Origin of the sequence: Arthrobacter sp. M2012083 (assembly GCF_000281065.1) — a bacterium.
Lineage (GTDB): Bacteria > Actinomycetota > Actinomycetes > Actinomycetales > Micrococcaceae > Arthrobacter.
This window is the reverse complement of the sequence record NZ_AKKK01000001.1, coordinates 35,642-61,452: the sequence shown is the minus strand read 5'-3', so window position 1 is coordinate 61,452 and position 25,811 is coordinate 35,642. Positions and strand designations below refer to the sequence as shown.

Below are 25,811 nucleotides of genomic sequence, written 5' to 3'. Positions count from 1 at the left end.
ACAGTTGATGACAGTTCCGGAGCTCCGGATTGTCATTAACTGTCGTCCCGGCTGGCGGGTTCGGGAACGGGCACGGCGGCCGCCTCACCGAAGCTCAGCAGCGTTAAAGCGTCCGACGACGGCGAACCGGCCTTCGCGGAATAGATCCTTAGCATCTGGTCGGGGTCGTCCGGGAGGCTCAGCGTCTCAAAGTTCAGTTCCAAGTCACCCACAATCGGGTGGTGCAGCCGCACTGTGCCGGCGGATCGCGATGCCACCCTGTGCCCGGCCCACCACTGACGAAAATGCTCGCTGTGCACTGCGAGCTCTCCCACGAGTTGATTTGTCTGCGGATCGTTCGGGTGCCGGCCCACGTCCATCCGGAGGGCACCCACGGCTTCAGCGGCGACGGTTTTCCAGTCCCTGAACAGCTGCCCCGCCAAGGGATCCAGGATGATCCAGCGGGTCAGGTTCCTCTCCCCGGCGGGGAGTGCAGGGAAGTTGGTGAAGAGAAGGTGGGCCATCCGGTTCCCGGCCAGCACATCCGCGCGCCTGCCCAGCACCATGGCAGGAACATCGCCGACGGCGTCGAGCAGCTGCCGGAGCCCGGGCCTCACCTTTTGCACCGGACCGGGATTGCCTGAAGAACTTGAACAGTGCTCCAGGAGGTCCATCATGTGCGCTTGCTCCCCGGCATCCAGGCGCAGAGCGCGGGCAACAGAGTCGAGGACTGCCTTGGACGGGTGGATGTTGCGGCCCTGTTCCAGGCGCGTGTAGTAGTCGGTGCTCACTCCGGAGAGTCGGGCAACCTCTTCGCGGCGAAGGCCGGGCACCCTGCGTGCACCGCTCGACTCTTGCGCTCCAGCGTCCTCGGGTGACAGACGGGCGCGCATGACCTTGAGGAATTTACCAAACTCGGCGCTTTGACCCATCCGTCCATTCTGCCGGTCCAGGCGTGTGAATAACCACCATTTTGGGTAGGACTACCAGACCTAGGAAAAACAGGATCAGGTTGGACTGCTGACTCTGCCGCCAAAAGTGAATAGGCTCAGTACCAGAGCCTCCGAAAACGTTTTCTGCCCGTCGGGAACGTGGAGTGTCATCACCATAACCATTCCGTCGAAGGAGACCGTCATGCCAGAGCTGACATTGAACAACGGCGTCACCATTCCCCAGCTCGGATTCGGTGTCTTCCAAGTACCTGCTGAAGAAACGCAGAAAGTAGTGGAAGATGCCTTGGAAGCCGGCTACCGCCATATCGACACCGCGGCCGCCTACCGCAACGAGGCAGGAGTCGGCGCTGCCGTCGCGGCCTCGGGCATTCCCCGGGAAGAACTGTTCATCACCACCAAGCTCCGCAACGGGGAGCAAGGCGAGGCCTATGATGCGTTCCAACGTAGCCGCGACGCCTTGGGCCTTGAAGTTGTCGACCTGTACCTGATCCATTGGCCCGTTCCGTCGCAGGGCCTCTACACGCAGGCATGGAAAGAGATGGAGAAGCTGTACCAGGACAAGCAGATCCGGGCCATCGGCGTCTCCAACTTCCTCTCGGACCACGTGGAGACGTTGCTGAAAGAAGCAGATGTGGTGCCCGCCGTAAACCAGATCGAAGTCCACCCCACGTACCAACAGGGCGAGCTGGCCAACAAGTGCCGCGACCTCAGCATCGCCGTGGAGGCCTACAGCCCGCTGGGCCAGGGCAAGGACCTGAACTCCGAGCAGGTGGCCCTTGTGGCGGCGGCCCACGGCACTACTCCCGCACAGGTGATTCTGGCCTGGCATCTCGCCCAGGGGACCATCGTGATCCCCAAGTCCGCGGACTCGAAGAGGATGCGCGAGAACTTTGGCGCGGCCGATCTCACCCTCACCGAATCCGAACTGGCTGCCATTACGGCACTCGAGGCGGGCGCCCGCATCGGCTCCGATCCCGCCGTCGCTGCTTTCACCCAGCTCTAAGAAAGGGACAACCATGCAGTACACGCACCTGGGCCGTTCCGGCCTGAAAGTTTCACGTCTTTGCCTGGGCACCATGAACTTCGGTCCGCAGACGGACGAAGCGACAGCTCACTCGATCATGGACTCCGCACTGGATTCCGGCATCAACTTCTTCGACACCGCCAACGTGTACGGGGGAACCGGGCACCGCGGCTGGACCGAGGAAATCATCGGTCGATGGTTCACGAAGGGCGGCGAGCGACGCGAACGCACCGTCCTGGCTACCAAGTTGTATGGCACCATGACGGACCGACCCAACGAGTCCAAGCTGTCCGCGCTCAATATCCGCCGCGCACTGGATGCGAGCCTGAAGCGGCTACAGACGGACTACATCGATATCTACCAGTTCCACCACATCGATCGGGATACGCCGTGGGATGAGATCTGGCAGGCTATAGAGGTAGCTGTCCAGCAGGGCAAGATCCTGTACTCGGGCAGCAGCAATTTTGCCGGTTGGCACATCGCCCAAGCCCAAGAGGCCGCCCGGAGGCGTCATTACACGGGTCTCGTCAGCGAACAGTCCATCTACAACCTGTTTCGGCGCGAAGTTGAGCTTGAAGTCATTCCTGCCGCGCAGCAATACGGCCTGGGCCTGATCCCTTGGTCCCCGCTTCAGGGTGGGCTCCTTGGTGGTGTGCTGAAGAAGGAGGAGCAGGGAGTTCGCCGCGCCGAGGGCCGGGCTCTGGAGACCCTCAAGAAGCATGAGGAGCAGATCCGCCAGTACGAGGATTTCGCGGATGAATTGGGCCATGCGCCCGGAGATGTAGCGCTGGCTTGGCTGCTTCACCAGCCTGCCGTGACGGCTCCGATCGTTGGGCCTCGAACCCAGGAACAGCTTGATGCCGCTATCCGCGCCTTGGACGTCACCCTGAACGAGGACGCACTCAAGCGTCTCGACGACATCTTCCCGGGCCACCGCACCGCCCCCGAGGACTACGCCTGGTGAGCAGTTCCCTCCCCACCACCCTCGGAACGGCAGCGGACACGGTCTCGTCCCGGAACATCCTGTTCATCGGCGGGACCGGGGTCATCAGTGCGGCGGCGGCTGAACGCGCCGTCGCATTGGGCCACCGGCTGACCATCCTCAACAGGGGGAGGTCAGCCGGCAGGCCGGTGCCGGCAGGCGCGGACGTACTCCACGCGGACGTCCGGGACGCCGCCGCCGTTCGCGAGGTACTTCAAGGAAGAGAGTTCGACGCCGTTGCGGACTTCATCTCGTACACACCGGATCAGGCGCGGGCCGGTGTGGAACTGTTCCGTGGGCGGACCGGGCAGTACGTTTTCATCAGTTCCGCTTCGGCTTACCAGAAGCCACCCACTACGCTGCCGATTCGGGAATCAACCCCATTGAAGAACCCGTTCTGGCAGTACTCGCGTGACAAGATCGCTTGCGAGGATCTGCTGTTCGAGGCCTACCGTGAACAGGATTTTCCACTGACCGTAGTCCGACCATCCCACACGTATGACCGGACCAAGATCGCGATGGTGGGCGGTTGGACCGATATCCACCGGATGCGTGCCGGGATGCCGGTCATGGTGCACGGCGACGGAACGTCCCTTTGGACGCTGACCCATACCCGGGATTTTGCCAAGGCCTTCGTCGGTCTTCTGGGAAGGCCGCAAGCCGTGGGCGAGAGCTACACGATTACCTCTGACGAGTTCCTGCCATGGAACCAGATCTACCGCCTGTTTGCGCGTGCGGCCGGGGTGGAAGAAGCGGAACTGTTCCATGTTTCATCTGACACCATCGCAGCCCACAGCTCCGAGCTCGGCCCTAACCTCTTGGGCGACCGCTCGCACTCAGTGGTGTTCGACAACTCCAAAATCAAGGCACTCGTCCCTGATTACAGGGCCACGATTCCGTTTGCTGACGGTGCGCGGGAGATCGTGACATGGCATGATCAGCATCCTGAGCTTCAGGTGGTTCAAGAGGACTATATGGAGCTATGCGATCGGCTTTACGAAAGGAATGTGCGCACATGACCTTTGCCCCGCTCATTGAACTCAACGACGGCCACAAAATCCCGCAACTTGGGCTCGGAACATGGCCGTTGAATGATGCCCAGGTTGCCGATGCCGTGGTGGAGGCAGTGTCGCACGGCTACCGGCACGTGGACACTGCCGTGAAATATGGCAACGAGAAGGGCGTGGGCAACGGCATCCGGGCCTGCGGGGTGAATCGCGAAGAACTCTTCATCACCACCAAATTGGACGGGGAATTCCAAGGCTCCGGTAAAGCCGTCGCCGGACTGGATGGCGCGTTGGAGCGCTTGGGGCTGGAGTATGTCGATCTCCTTCTGATCCACTGGCCACTCCCCCGCCGCGGTGAGTTCGTGTCTACGTGGAAGACTTTCGAGGAACTGCAGGCCTCCGGTAAAGCCCGATCAATTGGTGTTTCCAACTTCAAGCCCTCGCACCTGGACCAACTGTTCAGGGAGACTGATGTTGTTCCGGCGGTCAACCAGATCCAGGTCAGTCCCTCCATCCCGCGCCCGGCCGCCCGGTCTTTCAACGAAGCGAACGGCATCGTCACCGAGTCGTACAGCCCGCTGGGTGCCAGCAGCGACCTCTTGAACGCGCCAGTGTTGGCCGGCATCGGCAATAGGTACGGTAAGACGCCGGGCCAGGTGGTGCTGCGCTGGCACATCCAGCAGGGCTTGGTGGCCATACCCAAAACCGCAAATCCGCAAAGAATGAAGGAGAACCTGGACATTTTCGACTTTGAACTGGACCACGAAGACCTCATCCGACTGCAAACCCTCGACGCCGGACCGGACGCCGGTGTGGACTCGGACGTACAGGGGCACTGATTACCATGGCTATTCAAAAGACACTGATCTGGGTTGGTTCCTACACAGCCGACAGGAACGGCAACGGCGAGGGCATCGTCGCACTTTCGGCCGATGACACCGGCCGGCTGACGTCCCTGGGTTTGGCGATCACCGCCAACTCGCCATCGTTCCTTGCACTGCACCCGTCACTCCCGGTGGTCTACGCCGTAGCCGAGGAAGGCAAGACCGTGCAGGCGTATCGCCGGACAGGAGACGCTGAACTGGAGGCTTTCGGCGATCCCTGGTCCGCTGGCGAAGCAACCTGCCACGTAGCCACCGATCCGCAAGGACGCTTTATTGTGGCCACCTGCTGGGGCGACGGCCAAGTCATCTTGTATGAACTGGACGACGACGGCGCGATCACGTCGCGCACGAGTGCGGCGGCCGCCGTCGATCCCCACACCGCAACGTCTCCGGACGAGCAGCGGCCCAGCCGGGCGCACGCAAGCTTGATGCTCCCGGACGGCCGTGTCATGACCACCGACTTGGGGCATGACCTGGTCAGGGTGTGGCGGTACTCCCCGGGCGAGGGCCTGCAACCGGATCATCAAGTGATCCTGCCGAAGGGCTCCGGGCCCCGGCACATGGCCCGCCATCACAGCGGAACTGTCTTGGTGGACACCGAATATTCCGTGGAAGTCGCCGCACTTCAGATGGAACCGGACGGCACTTACGAGCTCGCAACCATGGTTCCGGCAAGTGCCGCAGGGGCAAAGGAGGGCGACGCCGGCGCGGAGATTGCACTCTCACCCGACGGCCGCTTCGCTTACGTCGGCGTGCGGGGATCCAACCGCATTTGTGTTTTGAAAGTGTCCCACAGCGGGGCTGAGCTGCAGCCCCTCGAGGACGTGCCGTGCGGCGGCGAGTGGCCGCGCCACCACCTGGTCCGCGAAGGCTGGCTGTACGTCGCCAACGAAGGCTCGGACGACGTCGTGAGCTTCAAGCTGGACCCTGAAACCGGACTGCCGGACGGCCCCGCGGGTCGGGTCGAGACGGGCTCTCCGAGCATGCTGGTTCCCGCCGGTTAACTGACGCCGAGATGGCACCTAATACGTATGATCCGCTCAGACATTGGTATTAAGTGCCATCTCGGCGAGTCTTTTCAGGCGGTCCAAACCTCGACGTCGTCCGTTCCGCAGATGAGCCTGCGGCCGGTCGGCTCGAGGATCACCCAGAGCAATTCCTGGTGCTTGGAAACATCGTCCACGCGGCCGGTCCCGGCGCCCCACGCGACATCGTAGATCCATACGGGATCGCCGGAGCTGAGTTCAGTCCACTCAGCCGCTGGTACGTGACGGTAATCGGCGGGCCTGTTCAGGATGGTGCTGGTCATGCCGACACTTCAGCGGCAGTGCGGCGCCGCCACACAGTGGGTACGCCATTGTGCGCCGGGAGGATGTGGCCTTCCGCGAAAACCTGAACGGCATCCGGATCGGAATCCGGGCTCCACAGGCCTGACGCCGGGCAGTGGGAACCGGTCGGCATGACGCGGGTGGCTCGTTCGCGCAGGAGGGCGATGCTCTTCATCGTTGAAACTCATCCTTGGAGGTAGATCGGGGGGTGTTATGTGAAGCAGATCTCTTCAACCCTATGCAAGTCACGCGGGCTTGGTTATGGGCAAATGCATAGCGTTTTCGCCTGAAGTAGTGCAAGGGCACACCGGTATTTTCACTGAATTTCGGCTAGAACGTATGCAAGCGCTTCCAATCTCGAAGCCAAGGTGATGCCATTCCACAGTCCGCAACGTGTAAATGTCTGGATTAACCCTGCGCAAGCGCTTACAGTTGTGACTTGTCACACAGCACCTATGCCCCACAGCACTGTCGCTTAGCGGAAGGTTTCATCACTTGTTTTCTCGCAGCAATAGACACCACCTCTGCCCCCAGCGCCCACCACTTAGCCGAATCGCCGCAGTAGTCCTGACGACGGCGGCTCTCACCGCCTCGGCCATCCTCCCCGCGGGCGCCGTGCCAGCCAGCACACCCGATCCAGCCGCCCAGCACTCAATCCGAGGCGGTGTCAGCGATCAGAACTTCTACTTCGTCATGGCTGACCGCTTCGCCAACGGCACCAAGTCCAACGACGACGGCGGGCTGGGTTCCGATCCGATGGTCTCCGGCTACGACCCCACGCGTAAGGGCTTCTTCAACGGCGGCGACTTGAAGGGTCTCCAGGACCAGCTGGACTACATCCAAGGGCTGGGCACCAATTCACTCTGGCTCACACCGAGCTTCAAAAACAAAGCCGTCCAAGGTGACGGCACCCTGGCGAACAGTTCAGCCGGCTACCACGGGTACTGGGTCACGGACTTCACCCAGATCGACCCCCACTTGGGCACCAACGCCGAGTTGAAGACCCTCATCGATGCCGCGCACGCCCGTGGCATGAAGGTGTACTTCGACATCATCACCAACCACACCGCGGACGTGATCCAGTATGCGGAGACCGCCTCGGCACCCTACATTTCCAAGGAAGCCGAACCCTATCGGAGCGCTGCCGGGGAGGTCTTCGATGACCGCGATTTTGCCGGGACGCAGGACTTCCCCACGTTGGACCCGGCGACGTCCTTCCCGTACACGCCCGTGGTCCCCCAGGCAGAGAAGGACGTCAAGGTTCCGTCCTGGCTTAACGACCCCACGCTCTACCACAACCGCGGCAACACCAACTTTGCCGGCGAAGACTCCCTCTACGGCGACTTCTTTGGGCTCGATGACCTGTTCACCGAGGACCCGAAGGTGGTGAATGGAATGATGGACGTCTACAAAACATGGATCCGCGACTTCGGGATTGACGGCTTCCGCATTGACACCATGAAGCACGTCAATGATGAATTCTGGCAGCAGTTCGGGCCCCAGGTTCTCAGCTACGCCAAGGAACAAGGCAAGGACGAGTTCTTCATGTTCGGCGAGGTTTTCGATACCTCCAAGAGCATCACGTCCAAGTTCACCACCAAGAACCAGATGCAGGCAGTGCTGGACTTCGGATTCCAAGGAGCAGCCCGGAGCTTCGCGTCCCAGAGCAGCAAAGCCACCGGCTTGGCGGACTTCTTCAACGGGGATGACTGGTACACGGATGCCGACTCCAACGTCTACCAACTGCCCACCTTCCTGGGCAACCATGACATGGGCCGAATCGGCACCTTCATCGCGCAGGACAACGTGGGAGCAACCGAGACCGAACTGGTGGAACGCGACGAGCTCGCCCATGAGCTGATGTACTTCTCGCGCGGCAATCCCGTGATCTATTACGGCGACGAACAGGGCTTTACCGGTGCCGGCGGGGACCAGGATTCACGGCAGACGATGTTCGCGAGCAAGGTCCAGGAATATCTGGATGACGACCTCCTGGGCACCAGTTCCACCCATGCAACGGACAACTTCGATACCCAGCACCCGCTGTACCGGAAGATCAGCGAACTCGCGGCCCTCACTGCTGAGCACCCAACGCTCCGCAGCGGTGCCCAGCAAAACCGCTATGCAGCGGACGGGGCGGGGATTTACGCCTTCTCCCGTATTGACGCCAAGGAGCAGCGCGAATACATCGTGGCCGTAAACAACAGCGAGACCGCCCAGACCGCGGCGATCCCCACGTTTGAAGCCAAGCAGCCGTTCAAGCTGGTCTACGGTGGCGCGGCGAAGAATGCCAAGACAGACTCCCAGGCCAACCTTTCCGTCACAGTTCCACCGCTTTCCGCAGTGGTTTACGAAGCAGCGGGGCAACTTGCCAAGTCCAAGGCGGCACCCGGCGTCGTCCTTAGAAAGCCGGTCACCGCGGCGGGTGACGCCACTCGCCTGAAGGTGACGGCCGACGTCGACGGTAACTCGTTCTACGAGGTCACCTTCCAGGCGCGGACTGCCGGCGGCGAGTGGACGGCGATTGGCACCGACGACAATGCGCCCTACCAAGTGTTCCACGACGTATCGTCCGTGGAGTCGGGGTCCTCAGTGGAGTATCGCGCGGTGGTGTTGGACAACCGCGGGCAGACGTCGACGAGTGAGCCGAAGAGCGGCGTGGTGGGAGAACCAACCCAACCCGAAACCGTCACGGTTGCTGGCAGCCTCAACACGGAACTGGGCTGCACCGAGGACTGGCAGCCGGGCTGCGAGCAGGCGCTCATGAGCTACGAGCCAACCCACCGCCTGTGGCAGCTGAACGTTCCCAACCTGCCGGCCGGAACCTATGAGTTCAAAGCCGCGCTCAACGGAAGCTGGGACGAAAACTACGGTGCGGGTGGCGAGTTGGACGGCCCCAACGTGGTGTTCACGCACTCCGGCGGCGCCGTCACGTTCCTGTACGACCACGCCACCAACATGACCAGCGCAGCGGTTCCGGGCCAGCAACCGTCCGCCGTCTCCGTGCCGGGAAGCCTGAACTCCGAGCTCGGTTGCGCTGGCGATTGGATGCCGGATTGCGCCCAGGCCCAGCTGTCATTGGATGCCACTGACGGAATGTGGAAGCTCTCTGTGCCCAACCTTGCTGCCGGAAGTTACGAATTCAAGGCCGCCATCAACGGGTCTTGGGCTGAGAACTATGGCTTGGCCGGAGCCCCGAACGGCAGCAACATCGCAATGAAGCACGACGGCGGCCCGGTCACCTTCCGCTACGACCCCGCCAGCCACCTGGTCACCGTCCGCTAACCCAAGTAGGTAGCAGTTGAGGTCGTTCTGAGCTGTTCAGAACGACCTCAACTGCTACTCGGATGGGGCTATTTATAGCTCAGGCTGAGGAGCATGGACTTCAGCTGGGCGTACTGCGTGGTGCCCATATAGGCTTTGGCTGCCTCGGGGGTTGCGAAGGTGGGCTGCTTGTCGAAGTCGAACAGCACGTAGGCGCTCATGAATCCGTTGGGCATCCTGATCAGGTTGGTTCCCGAGTCCGTCTCCCCGGACTGGAGCTCCGAGGCCAGGCGAACGTCCATGAAATAGTAGGCATCACCCAGGACTTTGGCACTGCCCTCCGGTGCTCCGTACGGAACGTACCTGGACTGGTTGGCCGCGAAACCAAACTCCACAGGATTGCCGGAGATATCCCTCAGCCCTGGAACGGCAGCCCGGTCATAGACAGTCCGGGTTACCTCGCCCGCGGTGCCGTCTCCGTAGAACCCGCTGCTCACCATTGCAACCTTGGTGCCTGCACTGTCCAGGATGGTGGCCCCTTGAGATGCAGCCTTCGTTTCCTCGGAAAGATACGGCCCCTGCTCTGTGTATGCGCTCCAACCAACCGGAAGCGTGAACGAGATGTGCCCATCCGGGAAGGTGAACGTCTGGGAAGCAGCAGCGGGAACGGGCGGCTGCGTTGGAGCAGTTGTTGGTGCGACCGCCGGGAGAGTCGGAGCCACGGGCGGCTCGGTAACCGCCGCGGCGACTGTGGGCGCTGCCGAAGGCGTAGGTGAGGGTGTCGCAGTGGACGTTGGGGTGACGGACACGCTGGGTGTCGGTGTCGCTTCTGTGGACGTAACCGTGACGGCAGGCGCCGGCGCTGAGTTCACGGAACCAAAGTTGGCGGCCACGAGAACCCCCGCGGTAACGGCGGCAGCGCCGAGCAACAGCCCCCCGGCGATCCGGGCTTTGCGGCGCCTGCGCTGTTCCAAGGACGTCACTGCGGCGATCGGGCGGCTGTCGCTGAACACCGTGGTGCCCGACAGGATTCTGTGGAGCGCTTCTTCGCCGTTGGGTTCCGCCACTGGATCGATAGTGAGCGGGTCAATCGCTGATATCTGGTTCTTGATCGGATCCATTGTCTTCAGACCCCCATCTTCTGTGTAGTCGATTCGGCCCCTGCAGGCAGCTGTTTCCTGAAGGCTGTCCGGGCGCGGTGAAGGCGGACTTTAGCGGCCGATTCGCTGCACTGCAGCACCTTCGCTATATCGGCGGTCCCCAAACCGTCCCAGTACGCCATCTGCAAAATGTCGCGGTCCTGCTCCCGCAGGCGCTCCATCGCGTCCTGGACAGCAACGTTCCCGGAGTTGTCACCAAAACGCTGGACCGCCGTCGTCCGTAGCTTTTCCTGTAGTGCCAGGCGCCTGTCACGGCTCCTGTAGGCATTTCCCACCAGGTTCCGTGCAACCGTCAGGAGGTACGGGAGGTCCGGGTGGGAATCGTCGGTCCATTTTTGCCAAACGACGCGGAACACGTCGGCCGCGATCTCCTCAGCTACCTCCGCGGATTCAACGCGTCGGCAGACGAATGTGAAAACGGATGGGTAGCTGTCTTTGTGAATGGCGATAAACGCCAATTCGCGCTCTGAAAGCACGATTGTTCCCCCTGATAATTAGAGCCCTGAACTGCAGGATACTTGTATAGTTTCCGGCCGGGCGGCCAGGGTTACACGGGGTGGCAAGTTTCGTCGCGCCCACGATAGATTCGATGCACAAACCCCGAACGAAGGCGTCAACAACCATGGTGGAAACAGGACACGCTGCAGACTGGGCCCGCAAGCAGGTAGACCTCAATCGTGTGCCCGTCGCGGTGATGGGCATCGCCTCGAGCCAGGGTATCGAGGACGTCATGGCGTTCGGGTCCGACGACGGCAGGCAAGCCACAGCCGACGACCACTTTGCGCTGTTCTCCGTCACCAAACCGATCAGTGCCCTCACGGTCATGCGACAGGTCGAGTTGGGAAGACTCTCGCTTGGAGCTTCGCTGGGTGACGCCCTCCCGGGATTTGGCACCGGGCGCACAGACACTGTGACCCTTGAGCAACTACTCAGCCACCGTTCCGGAATCTCCGACCCAGCGCTCGACGACGGCACTCCCCTCCGCGAGGCGCTCACCTCAGCGGGGCAATCCTTTTTCGCCGGCTCCTTGGTTCAGTACTGCAACATCGCCTTCGAGGGTGCAGCGGCAATGGCCGAACGGGCCGACGGACGCCCGTTCGAGGAACAACTCCTGGCCTTGGCAACGGACACTGGAGCTCACGGCCTCACGTTTGGCACCGAGTGCAACCCGCACTCCATTCATGGCACCGATGCGGCGGGGCTTGATGTCCACGCCATGTACAAGAACAGGCATCCCGGAGCCGGCCTGTTCGGCACGGCCACGGACTTGCTCAATCTAGGCTCCCAGCTGCTGCGGGACTCCGGAAAAGCCGTTCGGCCCGCCACACTGGCGGCCATGCGGCGGCCCCGGACAACGGAGGTTTCCCACATCACCACCCGACCCCGGCCACTCCGCCACACAGGGCTCGGATTCCAGATGCCCGCCAACGAGTCGGAGCTGTTCGCGCAGGGAATCTATGGGCACCCGGGCTGGTCCGGAACGGAGTGGTGGATGCTCCCGGAGCAGGATCGCTGCGTTGTGTTCCTGACCAACGTGCTGGACACCCCGGACTGCGGCGTGGACACGAACGAGCTCTTCAACGCGGTGGCGGTCTCCTAGCTGCTTCTGGCTTCTTTGCCACGCACCGCGGACACCGCCCAGACGATCACGAACAGCCCCACCAGGATCAGGCCCGCGTCGCCAAGGTCAATGCTGCCAAGCCACGTGGTGAGGGGGTCCTCGAGTTCGAGCGCGGAATTCATGAATCCCCCGAGCGTGATCACGGCGATGAACAACGCCGAGACTGCTGAGATGCCGGTAATCACGGCGTTGAATCCGAGCTTCCGTCTCGGGTTGTGGATGGCCGATTTGTACATCTTCATCATGGCCACGCCGTTGACGGAATCGCACAGGGTCATGGCGGCGGTAAAGGCGAGCGGAAGCGCCATCAAGGCAAGCGGCGAGACCCCGGCGAGGGACGCCGTCGTGGTGATGACCAGCAGCCCGATGGTGGTGGCGGTATCGAACCCGAGCCCGAACAGGAAACCGATCACGTAGATGTTCCGTGGCCGCTCCACTTTGGACAGCGGTTTGGCGAGCAACCGGGCCACCAACCCTTTCGCTTCAAGGTCTTCGGGACGCGCCTCGCCTCCGCGCTGCACTTGACGGTAGACACTCGTGGCACGAACGAACGCCGAGCCGTTGAACAAGCCCATCGCCAGCAGGAACAGCCCGGAAACACCGCTGCCGATCAGGCCCAACACCCTGTTTCCAGGGGTCCCGTCCTCCATGAACTGCCCAATCAGCGTCGCACCCGCAACCACCAGCAGCCCGGCCAGGATCACCACGGAGCTGTGGCCCAAGCTAAACGCGAACCCCACGCTCACAGGATCTTTGTGCTGTGCAACGAATTTCCGAGTGGAATTGTCGATTGCAGCGATGTGGTCCCAGTCGTAGCTATGCTTGATTCCGGCCACATAGGCGGTGATCACCAGCCCCAGCGCCAGCGGCTGCGCGCCACCAGCTGTCCCACCAAGCAATAGCCCGACGGCGGCAACGTGCAAAGCGGCGACGGCACCGAACGTGAACAACAGCCGGGTACGCAAGGACAACGTCTCCCGCTCCCGGTACATGGTGGCGAACTCAGTGAGCGCAGTCATCAATACTTCCTCAGGTTCAAGGGTGCCTGCCCATACCAACGTTCCCGAAGGACGCCAGTGCAGGCACCCAGCAAATTGTTGAGTTCCTCAGTGCTGTTGGACAACGATCGCAGCACAATCCCAGTGGTTCCGGCAATGGTCATTGTCAAAGAAACCCCTGTGTAGGCATCAAATTCACGGACTATTCGGTCCAGTTCATCAGCAAGCCCCTGATCCACCCTTGAGTCCACCACCACCAACGATCCCAAATGGCTGAAGCCCTCCATGAACCCCATCCCGGTCACATCGTTGACGGGTGGGAGAATCCGGAGGTTGTCGAGCGCCAACAAGTTCGCGCCGTTTCCGTCCTCGATCCATATTTCGTTGCGCAGCCGCACCTCTTCGTATTTGAAGGTTGCGCCGTCCGGGGACCACCCAGGCGTGACGACCTCGGCCATGACAAGGCTCGACGTCGGGTGGACGCTGATGCGCGAATTCTGCCGATAGCTCGCCTCCCGGTATGCAATCAACTGGTCAGGCATCAGCTCCAACCTCGAGCCCTCCCCCAGTTTGATGTTCATCCCCTGCTCAGCGAACGCCCCCGGAGTCCGATAAACCTTGGTGGCCGACTGAGTGGTCAACAACAGCTCAGCCCCCGCCTCGACCTCCACGTCAATGAGAAACACATCGGCCCCAAGATAAGCTCCCCCAGGATTGACCATGACGTAGCAAACCTGCCCGGACCCATCCAGATAATGCGGCCGCAACACCCTCAACGCGCCCTCATGAAACTGCCGGGAAGCAACGGACCGCCCACCCCGCACACTAACCCCAAGCTCCAACCGCCCGCGCACAGCCCGCTCCGCGGACGCCGCCCCCGGTGAGATCGCCGCGGACTTTAGGCGGATCATTGCGCCAGATCCAGCATCAAAACGTCCCGCCGGATCCAGTCGAGGACGGCGTCCAACCCTTCGTCCGTCTTGAGGTTTGTGAAGCAGAACGGCTTGTTGCCTCGGAACTCCTTGGAATCCCTCTCCATGACCGCAAGGTTCGCTCCAACATGGGGTGCGAGGTCGGTCTTGTTGATGATGAACAGGTCCGATTTGATCATGCCTTGGCCGGCTTTGCGGGGGATTTTTTCGCCTTGGGCGACGTCGATGATGTAGATGGAGAAGTCCACGAGTTCGGGGCTGAAGGTGGCGGAGAGGTTGTCGCCTCCGGACTCGACGAAGATGACCTGGAGGTCGGGGTGCCTGGCTTTGAGTTCTTCGATGGCCGCCGTGTTCATGGAGGTGTCTTCGCGGATGGCGGTGTGGGGGCAGCCTCCGGTTTCGACGCCGATGATGCGGTTTTCGGGGAGAATTCCGTTGGCTGCGAGGATTTTGGCGTCTTCGATGGTGTAGATGTCGTTGGTGATGGCGGCCATGGAGATGTCGCCGCTCATGTGCCGGGTGATGCGTTCCACGAGCTGGGTCTTGCCTGCTCCGACGGGTCCTCCGACGCCGATTTTGATGGGTTCTGTCATGTTTTCTGTCCTTTACACTAGCTAGCTCATGAACATTCGGGCGCGTTGCCGTTCGTGCCGCATTTGTGAAATTTCGAGGCCGGGGCTGACGGCCCCGAAGTCGTCCCAGCACAGCTGTGCTACATCATCTACGGCGGTAGCGACGGCGTCGTGTGCCTGGCGAAGTACCCGCTGCCCGGCGTTCTGCCCCAGCGGAATGGCGCGCACGGCGTTTTGGGTCAACGAAGTAACGGTGGCAAACAGATACGCAGAGAGCGCCGCCTCAAAAGGAACCCCCAGGGACCGCGCAATGACACCAAATGCCAAAGGTTGGTGGCCCGAAGCCAACCCCGCACGGACAAGCCCCCGATACGCCTCCAACTCCCCCGAAGGAAACACCTCCCCGCCGATTTCCAGCAGTCGTCCCCCCATCTTCAAGGAAGCCTCCCGTACCTCCCGAGCCAATAGCTGCGCAGACAACACCCCGTCCAGCAAGCCCACATCCACCCCCTCAAACAAAAACCGCAAAGCCAATCCATCGGAATAAACCAACTGCTGGGTAATGAAGGCATGAAGCCAATTCCCAAAAGTGACTTCATCACCAACCAACTCACGATGTATGTAGCTCTCAAACCCCAAAGAATGAGCAAACGCCCCCGTAGGCAACGCAGAGTCGGTCAGTTGCTGCAGTGCCAGCTGATATTGCACATTCAAGGCGCACCGCCGGCGATGCCGACTGCGCGCTGGAGCGGAGCTGGGAAGGGGGCCGCGGCGTGGCGGGCATCGCGGAGCGGGCACGGCCCCCTTCCCAGTGAAGCGCAAGCGCGCGCACCCAACCAGAGGCGGCTCACGGCTTTAGTGCGAGTGCTCAGCATGGCGGAAGGCAACCGGCATGACCCGTTCTTGCCTGTCGTAGGGGACGCCGACGCTTTTCAGATAGTCCTCCACAGTGTGGTCGTACTGACAAACCATGACCTCACCGCCGTACTCGGATGAAGAGTCGAAGAACTGTGCCTGCAAGTGCCGGTTGCCGAGTGAATGTGCCACGATGCCCATTTCGTGGATGCTGCGCGCGGCGATGACCAGGACGTCCGTGGGCAGCACGGAGACGACGATGATGTTGTGGTCGTCGACGGCGAGGATGTCTCCGTCGCGGAGGTCGCCGGTTCCGGTGGGGAGGCGGATGCCGAGTTCTTTGCCGTGGTCGGTGGTGACACGTTGGATGCGTTTGACCAGCAGGGCGCTGGGCAGGACTACTTTTTCTTTATGTCGGCCTGCGTAGTGGTTGGGCTGTTCGTGGAGGTTGCCCAGGATTTTTTCGATGATCATGGAGGCTCCTAGAAGAGGAAGTAACGCTGGGCCATGGGCAGAACGTCGGAGGGCTGGGAGGTGACTTCGACGCCGTCAACGCTGACTTTGTAGGTTTCGGGGTCGACGGCGATGTCCGGGGTTTCGCCGTTGTATTTGAGGTCCGCTTTGCTGAGGTTGCGAATGCCGCTGACGGGTTTGATGATGCGTTCGAGGCCGAGTTGGGCGGGTACTCCGGCGTCGATGGCGGCTTTGGACAGGAACGTGATGGATGTCTGTTGAAGCGCCTTGCCGTACGTGGCGAACATGGGCCGCATGGTGCGTGGTTGCGGTGTGGGAATGGAGGCGTTGGCGTCGCCCATGAGTGCGTAGGCGATTTGTCCGCCTTTGATGACCAGTTCGGGTTTCACGCCGAAGAAGGCAGGGTCCCAGAGGACGAGGTCGGCGAATTTGCCTTCTTCCACGGAGCCGATGACGTCGGCCATGCCTTGGGCGATGGCCGCGTTGATGGTGTATTTGGCGATGTAGCGCTTGAGCCGGAAGTTATCGGATTCGGTGGATCCATGGACGGCACCGGATGGATCGTGGAGGACGCCGCGCTGGCGTTTCATGGCGTCGGCTACCTGCCAGGTGCGGGTAACCACTTCGCCCACGCGTCCCATGGCTTGGGAGTCCGAGGACGTGATCGCGAAGATGCCGAGGTCGTGCAGGACATCTTCCGCAGCGATGGTTTCGGCGCGGATTCGTGAGTCGGCGAAGGCCACGTCCTCCGGGATGTCCGGGTTGAGGTGGTGGCAGACCATGAGCATGTCCAGGTGCTCTTCGATGGTGTTTTTGGTGTACGGAAGCGTGGGGTTGGTGGAGGCGGGAAGCACGTTGGGCAGGCCGGCGATCTTGATAATGTCGGGGGCGTGGCCACCGCCTGCACCTTCGGTGTGGAAGGTGTGAATCACGCGCCCGTCGATCGCCCGGATGGTGTCTTCCACGAAGCCGCACTCGTTGAGCGTGTCTGTATGGATGGCAACCTGGACGTCGTAGTCATCAGCTACGCGCAAGGACATGTCGATGGATGAGGTCGTAGAGCCCCAGTCTTCATGGACTTTGAGCCCGACGGCACCGGCGCGGATCTGCTCTGCGAGGGGCTCGACGGCGGACGCGTGGCCCTTGCCGAAGAGGCCGATGTTTACGGGGAGCCCTTCGGCGGCCTGGAGCATCCGGGAGATGTGCCAGGCGCCGGGTGTGATGGTGGTGGCTTTGGTTCCTTCGGCCGGACCGGTGCCGCCGCCCACCATGGTGGTGATGCCGTTGCACAGGGCTGCCGGCACTTGTTCGGGGGAGATGAAGTGGATGTGGGTATCGATGCCGCCGGCGGTGAGGATTTTCCGTTCACCGGCGATAATTTCCGTGCTGGCGCCGATGGTGATGTCCACACCATCGCTGATTTGGGGGTTGCCGGCCTTACCGATTTTGAAGATGTGCCCGTCTCTCAGGGCGACGTCGGCTTTGTAGATCCCGGTGTAGTCCAGGACGATCACATTGGTGATCACTGTGTCCGGGATGTCCTCCGAGCGGATGAGCTGGCCGTTCTGGCCCATCCCGTCGCGAATGACCTTGCCGCCACCGAAGACCACTTCTTCACCGTAGACCGTGTGGTCCTTCTCGATTTCGAGGAACAGTTCGGTGTCGGCCAGACGGATGGCGTCACCGGTGGTCGGACCGTATAGCTCGGCGTACTGCTTGCGGGGAATCTCGAGGCTCACTGGGCGTCCCCCTCGGAAGCAGTCCCGCTCAGCGAAGCAGCCCCGCTCAGGTGAGTGCCGCCGTCGAGCCTTCCATTAACGGCGCTACTGAGCCCGAAAACTTCCCGGGCCCCGGCAATCGCGATCAGCTGGACGGTCTTCCGGTCGCCGGGTTCGAAACGGGCGGCTGTGCCCGCGGGAATGTCCAGACGGCGGCCGTAAGCGGCTTCGCGGTCGAACTCCAGGGCGTTGTTCGCCTCGGCAAAGTGGTAGTGCGAACCGACCTGGACGGGCCGGTCGCCGCGGTTCACCACGTCGACGGCGATCGCCGCGCGGCCGCCGTTACACGCGATGGAACCAGGGTGGAGCCTGTATTCGCCGGGGATCATGGGGGCTCCTAACGGATGGGGTTGTGGACGGTGACGAGCTTGGTGCCGTCAGGGAAGGTGGCTTCGATCTGGACGTCGTGGATCATCTCCGGCACGCCCTCCATAACGTCCTCACGGCGGAGCACGGTGGTTCCGTAACTCATGAGTTGGGCGACTGTTCGGCCGTCGCGGGCGCCTTCGAGGAGCTCGTAGCTGATGATCGCCACGGCTTCCGGGTAGTTCAGTTTGAGTCCTCGCCCTTGGCGGCGCCGCGCGAGGTCGGCAGCCACCACGATCATGAGTTTCTCCTGCTCACGGGGCAAAAGATGCATGGTTACTCCTTGGACGCCGGGCACCTGGACAGATTGTGACCAGCGTAGGGAGCGGAAGTTTCGGCTACGTTTCCAAATCGTCTCAGTCGGGGGTCGGTTTCTCAGGAATTGACCTCAACTTAAGTTGAGGTCCTAGCATCAATCAGGTGTGTGCCTCCAAGGCACCGTCCCGAACGAGTCCCGGCTCCAATCCCACGAAGGTGTATGAATGACCCAGCCCAAGCCCCTGCCATCCGAATCAGTCGGTCAGCTTTTCAGGGCTGCGTTTCGCGCTCATCCGGCGGGAGTCGCTATTGTCACCGCAACCTGCCCTGAGGGAGCGGTGGGGCTGACGGCGTCCTCAGTAGCATCGGTGGCGGTGGATCCACCAACGCTGGCATTCTCTGTAACCGGCGGCCGTTCGGCTTCTCACATCGCAGCCGCACAAACCATCGTGGTCCACCTGGTCGGCGTCGATCAGGTGGAGCTCGTGCGGACCTTCGCCGACCCATCAGCCCCGCGTTTCACGGACTCCATGGATTGGGAAGTACTGCCCACAGGTGAGCCCCTACTCCGGGAGGCCGATTGGGCGTTGCGTTGCGAAATCATCCACCGGGCACCGCTGGGAGGCTCGGTGCTGCTGGCCGCGAGGGTCCTGGAAATCAGGTCCAATCCGTCCGGCTCAGCTCCGTTGGTTTATCACAACCGGGAGTTCCACACCCTGTCCCAGACCATGCCGGCCGTCGCCTAGCTCCAAGTAGTGGTCCATCAGGTCCACGAAGACCTGCCGATCCGCGGGCGCTTGCCTGGGTTGGGTGTTCCCGGTTAGTTGTTCCGGCCCCGCGCGGCCACAGTCCACTGCTCAACTACGGCCCCGGCACGGACAACCGTGACCTCATCCACGAGGTTCATGGTGAGGCACACATGGTTGGGAATGATCCGGAGCCGCGTGCCCAGGGGCGGCAGTTCCGACGAATCCGGCCACATAATCGTGGCGTGGTGCTCGGACAGCGCAGTCACCTTGGCTTCGTGGAATTCGGGAAGCCGCCCGTATCCCGTGGCCCAGTCCGGGCGGTCACTGCCCAGGATTTTGCTGCCGGCGTCCACCACGATCCGGCGCACGTTCCCGCCGCGGGCTTCGTGCCGGCTCACCACGGTAGCGGCGACGGTCAGTGCGACATCGTCCCAGCTACAGCGTTCGAGTTCCAATTGCTGGGCGTCGCCGAACACGTAGACTCCGGGACGCAGGTCGGTTGCCGCGGATTCGCCGGAGATCAGGGCAGTAGGTGTGGATCCCCCGCTGATGGTCTTTACTTCAAAGCCGGCCTGCGTCAAAGCCTCGGCAGCCCTCCCCAATGATTCATTCTCGTTATCCGCTGCCCCGGTTGGCATGCCGGGCTTGTAGCTGTGCCCCGGGAAAGTGAAGACCCCTGCCACGTTCAACCCGGCGGAGGCGGCGGCGTGTGCAACCTCCACCACTTCGTCAGGCAGAACGCCGCTCCGGTGATGCCCGCTGTCCACTTCGATCAGTACCTCTATGCTTCCGGCATCCGCGCCCAGTCGGCCACCCATCGCCGTCGCACTGTCCGCTGAATCCACGCCGACAGCGAGGCGGCACTGAGCCGCCAAGGCGCGCAGGCGTTCCGCGTGCGGCGCTTCAACCCAGAGCGGGTAGGCGATGAAAATGTCCTTTACGCCGTCGGTCGCGAAAACCTCGGCCTCGCCGATCGTGGCCACCGTTATACCGGCGGCTCCCGCCGCGAGCTGCTTGCGCGCTATCTCCAAAGTCTTGTGCGTCTTCACATGCGGACGAAGCCCCAGCCCGCGTCCGCGCACACTCGACGCCATCCGTTCGATGTTCCGGTCCAGGACATCGATGTCGACCAGGACGGCAGGGGTAATGACTTCAGGGGGAATCACGTTCATTCCTCAAACACTAACGGCCGGGACACTGGCGCCCCGAAACCAAGCACCTACGGCGCGGACTGCCTGACGCGCAGCTCAAACGCCGCCTTCGGCTGCTGGACAGCGGGCGCGGCGTCCTTGCTTTCAATTCGCTGGATGAGGAGTTCGACGGCGCGCTCCGCAATTTCCGCCCGCCCCGGCGCCACGGTGGTCAACGACGGCGATGCGAACCGCGACTCATCAATGTCATCAAAGCCGGCCACGGCTATTTCCTCCGGGACATTCCTGCCGCGCACCAGGAGTTCGTGCAGCGCCCCCAAGGCGAGGGCGTCATTGAGCCCGAAGACGGCGTCGAATTCCACGCCGCTGTCCAGCAACCTCGCAGTGGCGTCCGCACCGCCGTCGCGCCGCCAATCGCAGGGGACCACAAGCGTCGGGTCGTACTCCACACCTGCGGCAGCGAGCGCGGCCCGGTACCCGCGGAGGCGAAGGCCGTTGCTGCCGGCTTCGTCGCCGTCGTGCGCTCCCAGGACGGCTATACGACGGCGGCCACCCGCCAGCAGGTGCGTGGTAACCGCGGCGGCGGCTTCCTGGTTTTGGATGAGGACCATGTCCAGCCGGGGGTCCTGCACGAATTCGCCCAGGAGGACCAGCGGTTTCTTGCCGGCAGCGGCGATGATCTGTTCGGCGTCGAGCGCTAGCGGGATGAAGAGGAGGCCGTCCGTGAGGCTGCGGAACTGTCCTTGAAGCGCAGCCTTCTCGTGCTCCGCCTCGTTGCCGGACTGCTCCACCAAAACGCGGTAACCGCGGGCCCATGCCGCCTTCATGATGTCAGAGGCGAGCTCAGCGTAGTACGGGATGGAGAGGTCGGCGAGGACCAGCCCAAGCATGCTGGTCTTACCGGATCGGAGGCTGCGGGCCGTCAGGTTGGTTTCATAACCGAGCTCGTCAATCGCATCGAGGACGCGTTGCTTGGTGGCGGGCCGGATGAACTCGTAGTTGTTGATGACGTTGGAGACGGTCTTCAACGAGACTCCCGCCGCGCGTGCGACGTCGTTCATGGTGACGGCCATCCTGGTGATCCTTCCATACGTTCGAATCCATCGTTGCAGATAGGGCCTTATGCGGCGTCCATCCGCATCCTTCTTGCTCGTCGGGTTGACTACATCCCATCACGGCCCAAAGCCCTGTCATGTTGATTGGCATCGGCGTAGTGTCACAAGTACGAGATTTCGGGTGCTGTGGGACCGGGGTTGATATTCGGGTTTTGCGCGAATACGAGCGCACTGCCACCCAGCCGGGATGCATGTATTCCGGCGTTGCTGGAATTGAGGCCCCATGGCCCAGCGCAACACAGCCCTAACAGCCCAAGATCAAGCCGGAGTGGACCTGACGGATTTCCTGGTGCGACTACAGGATCTTTTAGTGGAGAATGCGGATATTCGTGAGTTTCTTGAAGACTTCGCGTGCATGACCGCGAGCAAGCTGACAAAGACTGGAAATACCATCGCTTGCGGCGTGACGGTCATCCGGCAGAAGAAACCGGTGGCCGTGGCGGAAAGCGATACCCTCGCCCGGAGACTTGATGAAATACAGAATAGTTTTGGCGATGGACCGTGCCTCACCGCCCTTCGGACCCGGACCATCTCCCACGTCCCGGACGTTCGTACTGAACAGCGGTGGCCGGAATACATGAAAGCCGCCGCCGCAACCGACGTGGGTTCCATTTTGGCCCTCCCCATGGAACTGAACAGTACTGCGGAGGCTGTGGTAAACCTCTACTCCCCATGCCGGCACGGCTTCTCGCAACAAGACATCATGGCCGCTGAGCGGGTTACGGCCACCGGAGCCAAGGCGCTTCACCTCGCCGTGAAAATGGCGCAACTGAGGGACGCCCGCGATAACCTCACGGCCGCGTTGGAGTCACGTGCGACGATCGATACCGCTGTCGGCATCATCATGGCCCAGAACAGGTGCTGTCGCGACGCAGCCTTCCAAATCCTCACCAGGGCCTCGAGCCATCGCAACGTCAAGCTCCGGACTGTGGCGGCCGGCATCATCGCGAAGGTAGCCGGGGACCAAAGTATTCCGACGAACTTCGAGGAATGACATTTTCCCGCTTCCGCCCACCCGTCACACATCGCACATTTCCCTGCAACGCGCCCGCAACATACATGCGCCAAGCTGGGTGCCATAGACGACGCGCAGCCAGCTGAGGGGTGCAGACATGAGCATTGTAAACAGGGATCTTTTCCAGGCACTGAAGACACAGGCAAGCCTGGCGCAGGCGTTCGGCACGTTGCCTGGAAGCCAGGATGAACCACACGCGCTGAAGCCGGGCGAGTTCATCGAGGCGTGGCACAACGGCCGCCTTTATCACCGCGGCACTGTAGTGAAAACAGTGCCCGGCACCGACCTTTTTTGGCTCCAGGACGAAACCGGCAGCCGCCGCCTGCTGGACATGGAGTCAATGGAAATCGTGACTACCGACGAGCCGGCCCCGGGACCTGCAACGCAGGCACCGGGGCCCACCCCGACTGCCACGGTCACGCCGATCTCGGCGTACCCGATCTTCAGGGACGGTTCGCAGGCTATTGCTTAGGAGCTGAGGGCCAGGCGGATCATGCTCCAGCTCACGGCCGGAAGCTCGCCAGTGAGGCGGCCGCCGTCGAGCTTTACACTGACATTTTCGGACGGCAGGACCGACGTCGAATCGTCAGCCGTCGCTTGCCAGTACGGATCCTTGTTCGTGTAGGTGACAGCCTCGATAATCCTCGCTGGGTCCAGGCTTCCGACGGCGGCATCCAGCGTCAGCGGGTCCGTCGCTGAGCGGTTCACAGCGAACACCACGGCCTCGCTGGCTTCGGCATCATAGGTTGCCACAGCTGACAGGGACGTGAATCCGGACGTCGTCTTACTCTCCAGCAGCGGGGATTCGACGGCGAGATTCAACACTGTGCCTGAGGCGTTCTGCGAGGTGAGCGCGAACGGGTGGAACGTGGTCTGCTTCCAGGCGCGACCACCCGGCTCAGTCATGATCGGCGCGATCACATTGACCAGCTGTGCGAGGCTCGCGGAGTGGACGCGGTCCGTGTTGCGCAGCAGCGTGATGAGGAGGTCGCCCACCACCACTGCGTCCGCCACCGTGTAGCGGTCCTCGAGGAGCACGGGCGCAACCGGCCAGTCGTCCCCGGTGGGGGCCTTGGACTCGTCGCGGGACATGTGCCAGACATTCCATTCATCGAAGGAAACGTTGACCTGCTTTGCGGACTTCGTCGCCGACTTCACGTGGTCGATGTGGGACACGAGGTCCTTGATGAAGGCTTCCATGCGGTGCCCGGCGGAGAGATGCTCCTGCAGGTCTCCGAAGTCCTCGAAGTACTGGTGCGCCGAGATCAGGTCCACCAGTTCATAGGTCTCGCTGAGGACCACACGCTCCCATTCACCGAACGTCGGCATTGTGGGTGCCGAACTTCCGCAGGCAACAAGTTCAAGATCCGGATTGACCATGCGCATGGCCCGCGCCGTTTCGGCGGCAACCCGCGCATACTCGCCCGCCTTCTTATGGCCGATCTGCCAGAAGCCGTCCATCTCGTTTCCGAGGCACCACATTTTGATGCTGTGGGGCTCGACGGCGCCGTTCGCCTTTCGCTGTTCGGACAGGGCCGTACCACCCTTGATGTTGGAATATTCCAGCAGATCCAAAGCTTCCTGGGTTCCTCGAGTACCGAGGTTGACGGCCATCATGGGCTCGACGCCGGCCTTCCCGGACCACTTGGCGAACTCGTCCACGCCCACCAAGTTGGGGTCGCTGGAGTGCCAGGCGAGGTCGAGCCGCGTAGGGCGGTCTTCCTTGGGCCCAACTCCGTCTTCCCAGCGATAGCCCGACACGAAGTTGCCGCCCGGATACCGGACCGTGGAGACGCCCAGTTCCTTGGTTAGCTCCAGGACGTCGGTGCGGAACCCATCGTCGTCAGCCTTGGGGTGCTCGGGCTCGAAGATGCCCGTGTAGACGCAGCGGCCCAGGTGCTCCACGAAAGCGCCGAAGGTCTTCCTCCTGACGGGGCCAACCACGAACGCGGGGTTAAGGGTGATTTTGGCCGTGGGGTTCTCTTGATTTCCCAAAGGGTGAGTCCTTGTCTGCTGGGTTGCTGCATTGTCCGTTTCTACAACGTTATAGAAACTATGCTGGCGTGGCCTTGGTGCAGGAGTCAAGAAGTTTTTTCGGGAAACCCCGCCCAACGGACAATTCACCCCTGCGTGCGGGGGTGATTTGTCCGTTGACGGGGGTCGGGGCGTCCGGGCGTCCGGGCGGAAACAAAAAACAGGCCGGAGACTCAACGTCTCCGGCCTGTCTTGGAGGGTGGGCCCTGTGGGGATCGAACCCACGACCCACGGATTAAAAGTCCGATGCTCTACCAACTGAGCTAAAGGCCCCTCCAGCTGTAGAAACAGCCATGAATACTGTACCCCAACGTCAAGGCCGTTGCGGAACTCGAGGCGGCATGCGCCGTCGTCACCTGCTTTGGAAGTGAGTTCGACGGCGACGCGCGGCAGCAACGGCGTGTCGGGCCCGGGGCGGCGGCAAAGTAGGTGGTGAAGGCACGCCGGCAGCACGAACGGCAGCACCGCAACCGTTACTCGACCCCACCAAAGCACAGGAGTACGGTGAACTCATGAGCGAACAGCCAAAATCACGTGCGTACGGCGGAGCGAACAGGCATCACAAACCCAAGCCCTTCGCGCCCATCGATTTCGAACCGTTCGCCGGCGGGGCAGATCCCGCCCGGGTTTCGGAGGCAGCCCATCTGGCCGCCCAGGCACTGGTGAGACGCGGCCGCGACAGCGATGACCCCAAGGTCACCCGCCGCCTGGTCAAGCTGGCTGACGAGCAAGGCCTGGAAGCCATCGCCGAGATGTGGGCCGAGAGCCCCGCGCGCTCCCTGCCGGGCGCTCTTTGGAGGCTCTACGCCCTCCGCGCCGCCACCATCCAGAACCCCGAACGGATCTCCGTCTACTTCAGGGCAGGACGCGACACCGCGCAGGTTTCCAACGTGGTGGCCGGCGCAGCAGAGCCCCCCGGAGCCGACGAAATGAAGACCATGGCTGACGCCATTTTGTCCGGCGCTTTCGACGGCGAGTTCGACGTCGCGCTGGAACGATCCGCCGCGTTCTGCCGCGTGGTGGCGCTCGGCCAAGCCACCCTTGCCGATGGCGCAGAACACAGCAACGAGGGCCACGCCAGCAAGCTCACACGCAATTCCCACCAGCTGGTCAAGACAGCCGAAGACCTTGAGCACGCTGCCAACGCGTGGCGCTTGGGTGAGCTCGACTAACCAGCAAAAGGGGCAAAACGTACCCACGTCGGGCCCGGCCTGTCAATGTTGACTTAGCCCGCCTGACGGTGAAAACTAAAGCTGGTGTCGAACCGCGAAACCCCCGGGCTTCAACTTACAGCCGCTTCGAGCGGCCTACC

At 62.1% G+C, this 25,811-nt stretch carries 27 protein-coding genes and 1 tRNA gene; 11 read left to right on the top strand and 17 right to left on the bottom strand.

The features are described 5' to 3' along the window. Nucleotides 1-35: 35 nt before the first annotated feature. Complete coding sequence (locus A477_RS21835) at nt 36-911, bottom strand: helix-turn-helix transcriptional regulator (protein WP_017197053.1); 876 nt, start codon at nt 909-911, stop codon at nt 36-38. A gap of 202 nt (nt 912-1,113) precedes the next feature. On the opposite strand from A477_RS21835, the gene A477_RS0100320 reads away from it, so the two are divergent. From A477_RS0100320 to A477_RS0100300, 5 genes are read left to right on the top strand one after another with little or no spacing between them, the layout of a single operon-like run. Continuing rightward, complete coding sequence (locus A477_RS0100320) at nt 1,114-1,935, top strand: aldo/keto reductase (RefSeq protein ID WP_026005248.1); 822 nt, start codon at nt 1,114-1,116, stop codon at nt 1,933-1,935. A gap of 13 nt (nt 1,936-1,948) precedes the next feature. Further along, nucleotides 1,949-2,920, top strand: a complete 972-nt coding sequence (locus A477_RS0100315) for an aldo/keto reductase (protein WP_017197051.1) — start codon at nt 1,949-1,951, stop codon at nt 2,918-2,920. Next, nucleotides 2,917-3,957, top strand: coding sequence for an NAD-dependent epimerase/dehydratase family protein (locus A477_RS0100310; RefSeq protein ID WP_017197050.1), 1,041 nt, complete (start codon nt 2,917-2,919; stop codon nt 3,955-3,957). Before A477_RS0100315 ends, A477_RS0100310 begins: the two co-directional genes overlap by 4 nt. Beyond that, on the top strand, nt 3,954-4,784 hold the full coding sequence (locus tag A477_RS0100305) for an aldo/keto reductase (protein ID WP_017197049.1): 831 nt from the start codon (nt 3,954-3,956) through the stop codon (nt 4,782-4,784). The genes A477_RS0100310 and A477_RS0100305 overlap by 4 nt, the downstream gene beginning before the upstream one ends. A 5-nt stretch (nt 4,785-4,789) precedes the next feature. After that, nucleotides 4,790-5,833 carry a lactonase family protein gene (locus A477_RS0100300; protein WP_017197048.1) on the top strand — a complete coding sequence of 348 codons (1,044 nt, stop codon included), beginning with the start codon at nt 4,790-4,792 and terminating at the stop codon, nt 5,831-5,833. A 74-nt stretch (nt 5,834-5,907) separates the two neighbouring features. On the opposite strand, the gene A477_RS0100295 is transcribed toward A477_RS0100300, so the two are convergent. Together A477_RS0100295 and A477_RS0100290 are read right to left on the bottom strand one after the other, a co-directional pair. After that, complete coding sequence (locus A477_RS0100295) at nt 5,908-6,138, bottom strand: hypothetical protein (protein ID WP_017197047.1); 231 nt, start codon at nt 6,136-6,138, stop codon at nt 5,908-5,910. Beyond that, complete coding sequence (locus A477_RS0100290) at nt 6,135-6,332, bottom strand: hypothetical protein (protein ID WP_017197046.1); 198 nt, start codon at nt 6,330-6,332, stop codon at nt 6,135-6,137. Before A477_RS0100290 ends, A477_RS0100295 begins: the two co-directional genes overlap by 4 nt. A 320-nt stretch (nt 6,333-6,652) precedes the next feature. On the opposite strand from A477_RS0100290, the gene A477_RS0100285 reads away from it, so the two are divergent. Next, complete coding sequence (locus tag A477_RS0100285) at nt 6,653-9,442, top strand: alpha-amylase family glycosyl hydrolase (protein WP_017197045.1); 2,790 nt, start codon at nt 6,653-6,655, stop codon at nt 9,440-9,442. A 68-nt stretch (nt 9,443-9,510) separates the two neighbouring features. Here A477_RS0100285 and A477_RS0100280 read toward each other — a convergent pair whose 3' ends face one another. Next, entirely contained in the window at nt 9,511-10,542 is a 1,032-nt protein-coding gene (locus A477_RS0100280; RefSeq protein ID WP_017197044.1) for a hypothetical protein, read from the bottom strand. Nucleotides 10,543-10,547: 5 nt separating this feature from the next. Further along, a complete protein-coding gene (locus A477_RS0100275; RefSeq protein WP_017197043.1) occupies nt 10,548-11,057 on the bottom strand; it encodes an RNA polymerase sigma factor in 510 nt (169 codons plus the stop codon). A gap of 146 nt (nt 11,058-11,203) precedes the next feature. On the opposite strand from A477_RS0100275, the gene A477_RS0100270 reads away from it, so the two are divergent. Continuing rightward, nucleotides 11,204-12,181, top strand: a complete 978-nt coding sequence (locus A477_RS0100270) for a serine hydrolase domain-containing protein (RefSeq protein ID WP_017197042.1) — start codon at nt 11,204-11,206, stop codon at nt 12,179-12,181. On the opposite strand, the gene A477_RS0100265 is transcribed toward A477_RS0100270, so the two are convergent. From A477_RS0100265 to A477_RS0100230, 8 genes are all read right to left on the bottom strand, one after another. Beyond that, a complete protein-coding gene (locus A477_RS0100265) occupies nt 12,178-13,221 on the bottom strand; it encodes a HoxN/HupN/NixA family nickel/cobalt transporter (RefSeq protein ID WP_017197041.1) in 1,044 nt (347 codons plus the stop codon). The genes A477_RS0100270 and A477_RS0100265 overlap by 4 nt on opposite strands. Then, a complete protein-coding gene (locus A477_RS0100260; protein ID WP_017197040.1) occupies nt 13,221-14,111 on the bottom strand; it encodes an urease accessory protein UreD in 891 nt (296 codons plus the stop codon). Before A477_RS0100260 ends, A477_RS0100265 begins: the two co-directional genes overlap by 1 nt. Continuing rightward, on the bottom strand, nt 14,108-14,725 hold the full coding sequence (gene ureG, locus A477_RS0100255; RefSeq protein ID WP_017197039.1) for an urease accessory protein UreG: 618 nt from the start codon (nt 14,723-14,725) through the stop codon (nt 14,108-14,110). The genes A477_RS0100260 and ureG overlap by 4 nt, the downstream gene beginning before the upstream one ends. 21 nt (nt 14,726-14,746) lie before the next feature. Next, nucleotides 14,747-15,418 (bottom strand): urease accessory protein UreF, encoded by a 672-nt coding sequence (locus A477_RS0100250; RefSeq protein ID WP_026005246.1) that lies wholly within the window; start codon nt 15,416-15,418, stop codon nt 14,747-14,749. A gap of 141 nt (nt 15,419-15,559) precedes the next feature. Beyond that, entirely contained in the window at nt 15,560-16,033 is a 474-nt protein-coding gene (gene ureE / locus A477_RS0100245) for an urease accessory protein UreE (RefSeq protein ID WP_017197037.1), read from the bottom strand. 8 nt (nt 16,034-16,041) lie between these two features. Further along, complete coding sequence (gene ureC / locus A477_RS0100240; RefSeq protein WP_017197036.1) at nt 16,042-17,772, bottom strand: urease subunit alpha; 1,731 nt, start codon at nt 17,770-17,772, stop codon at nt 16,042-16,044. Then, complete coding sequence (locus tag A477_RS0100235; RefSeq protein WP_017197035.1) at nt 17,769-18,140, bottom strand: urease subunit beta; 372 nt, start codon at nt 18,138-18,140, stop codon at nt 17,769-17,771. Before A477_RS0100235 ends, ureC begins: the two co-directional genes overlap by 4 nt. Before the next feature lie 8 nt (nt 18,141-18,148). After that, a complete protein-coding gene (locus A477_RS0100230; RefSeq protein WP_017197034.1) occupies nt 18,149-18,451 on the bottom strand; it encodes an urease subunit gamma in 303 nt (100 codons plus the stop codon). Between the two features lie 208 nt (nt 18,452-18,659). On the opposite strand from A477_RS0100230, the gene A477_RS0100225 reads away from it, so the two are divergent. Then, nucleotides 18,660-19,181 carry a flavin reductase family protein gene (locus tag A477_RS0100225; RefSeq protein WP_017197033.1) on the top strand — a complete coding sequence of 174 codons (522 nt, stop codon included), beginning with the start codon at nt 18,660-18,662 and terminating at the stop codon, nt 19,179-19,181. 74 nt (nt 19,182-19,255) lie between these two features. Here A477_RS0100225 and A477_RS0100220 read toward each other — a convergent pair whose 3' ends face one another. Both A477_RS0100220 and A477_RS0100215 read right to left on the bottom strand, forming a co-directional pair. Beyond that, nucleotides 19,256-20,356 (bottom strand): D-TA family PLP-dependent enzyme, encoded by a 1,101-nt coding sequence (locus A477_RS0100220; RefSeq protein ID WP_017197032.1) that lies wholly within the window; start codon nt 20,354-20,356, stop codon nt 19,256-19,258. A 47-nt stretch (nt 20,357-20,403) separates the two neighbouring features. Further along, nucleotides 20,404-21,408, bottom strand: coding sequence for a LacI family DNA-binding transcriptional regulator (locus A477_RS0100215; protein WP_017197031.1), 1,005 nt, complete (start codon nt 21,406-21,408; stop codon nt 20,404-20,406). Between the two features lie 265 nt (nt 21,409-21,673). Here A477_RS0100215 and A477_RS0100210 point away from each other — a divergent pair, with 265 nt between their 5' ends. Continuing rightward, nucleotides 21,674-22,444 (top strand): GAF and ANTAR domain-containing protein, encoded by a 771-nt coding sequence (locus A477_RS0100210; protein ID WP_017197030.1) that lies wholly within the window; start codon nt 21,674-21,676, stop codon nt 22,442-22,444. Between the two features lie 118 nt (nt 22,445-22,562). Next, nucleotides 22,563-22,937: a hypothetical protein gene (locus A477_RS0100205; protein WP_017197029.1), complete on the top strand. Its 375-nt coding sequence runs from the start codon at nt 22,563-22,565 to the stop codon at nt 22,935-22,937. Here the strand turns inward: A477_RS0100205 and arfA are convergent. After that, entirely contained in the window at nt 22,934-24,460 is a 1,527-nt protein-coding gene (gene arfA, locus A477_RS0100200) for an arabinosylfuranosidase ArfA (protein ID WP_017197028.1), read from the bottom strand. The genes A477_RS0100205 and arfA overlap by 4 nt on opposite strands. Before the next feature lie 239 nt (nt 24,461-24,699). Then, a tRNA-Lys gene (locus A477_RS0100195) sits at nt 24,700-24,772 on the bottom strand. 239 nt (nt 24,773-25,011) lie between these two features. Between A477_RS0100195 and A477_RS0100190 the strand changes: the two genes are divergently transcribed. Further along, a complete protein-coding gene (locus tag A477_RS0100190) occupies nt 25,012-25,671 on the top strand; it encodes a hypothetical protein (protein WP_017197027.1) in 660 nt (219 codons plus the stop codon). Nucleotides 25,672-25,811: the final 140 nt, after the last annotated feature.

Coding starts and splice junctions, on each gene's coding strand:
- A477_RS0100265 (WP_017197041.1), bottom strand. CDS start 13,221: ATGACTGCGCTCACTGAGTTCGCCACCATGTACCGGGAGCGGGAGACG.
- A477_RS0100320 (WP_026005248.1), top strand. CDS start 1,114: ATGCCAGAGCTGACATTGAACAACGGCGTCACCATTCCCCAGCTCGGA.
- A477_RS0100235 (WP_017197035.1), bottom strand. CDS start 18,140: ATGATCCCCGGCGAATACAGGCTCCACCCTGGTTCCATCGCGTGTAAC.
- A477_RS0100295 (WP_017197047.1), bottom strand. CDS start 6,138: ATGACCAGCACCATCCTGAACAGGCCCGCCGATTACCGTCACGTACCA.
- A477_RS0100270 (WP_017197042.1), top strand. CDS start 11,204: ATGGTGGAAACAGGACACGCTGCAGACTGGGCCCGCAAGCAGGTAGAC.
- A477_RS0100225 (WP_017197033.1), top strand. CDS start 18,660: ATGACCCAGCCCAAGCCCCTGCCATCCGAATCAGTCGGTCAGCTTTTC.
- A477_RS0100210 (WP_017197030.1), top strand. CDS start 21,674: ATGGCCCAGCGCAACACAGCCCTAACAGCCCAAGATCAAGCCGGAGTG.
- A477_RS0100205 (WP_017197029.1), top strand. CDS start 22,563: ATGAGCATTGTAAACAGGGATCTTTTCCAGGCACTGAAGACACAGGCA.
- A477_RS0100190 (WP_017197027.1), top strand. CDS start 25,012: ATGAGCGAACAGCCAAAATCACGTGCGTACGGCGGAGCGAACAGGCAT.
- A477_RS0100230 (WP_017197034.1), bottom strand. CDS start 18,451: ATGCATCTTTTGCCCCGTGAGCAGGAGAAACTCATGATCGTGGTGGCT.
- A477_RS0100315 (WP_017197051.1), top strand. CDS start 1,949: ATGCAGTACACGCACCTGGGCCGTTCCGGCCTGAAAGTTTCACGTCTT.
- A477_RS0100260 (WP_017197040.1), bottom strand. CDS start 14,111: ATGATCCGCCTAAAGTCCGCGGCGATCTCACCGGGGGCGGCGTCCGCG.
- A477_RS0100215 (WP_017197031.1), bottom strand. CDS start 21,408: ATGGCCGTCACCATGAACGACGTCGCACGCGCGGCGGGAGTCTCGTTG.
- A477_RS0100220 (WP_017197032.1), bottom strand. CDS start 20,356: ATGAACGTGATTCCCCCTGAAGTCATTACCCCTGCCGTCCTGGTCGAC.
- A477_RS21835 (WP_017197053.1), bottom strand. CDS start 911: ATGGGTCAAAGCGCCGAGTTTGGTAAATTCCTCAAGGTCATGCGCGCC.
- A477_RS0100280 (WP_017197044.1), bottom strand. CDS start 10,542: ATGGATCCGATCAAGAACCAGATATCAGCGATTGACCCGCTCACTATC.
- ureE (WP_017197037.1), bottom strand. CDS start 16,033: ATGATCATCGAAAAAATCCTGGGCAACCTCCACGAACAGCCCAACCAC.
- A477_RS0100305 (WP_017197049.1), top strand. CDS start 3,954: ATGACCTTTGCCCCGCTCATTGAACTCAACGACGGCCACAAAATCCCG.
- ureG (WP_017197039.1), bottom strand. CDS start 14,725: ATGACAGAACCCATCAAAATCGGCGTCGGAGGACCCGTCGGAGCAGGC.
- A477_RS0100300 (WP_017197048.1), top strand. CDS start 4,790: ATGGCTATTCAAAAGACACTGATCTGGGTTGGTTCCTACACAGCCGAC.
- A477_RS0100290 (WP_017197046.1), bottom strand. CDS start 6,332: ATGAAGAGCATCGCCCTCCTGCGCGAACGAGCCACCCGCGTCATGCCG.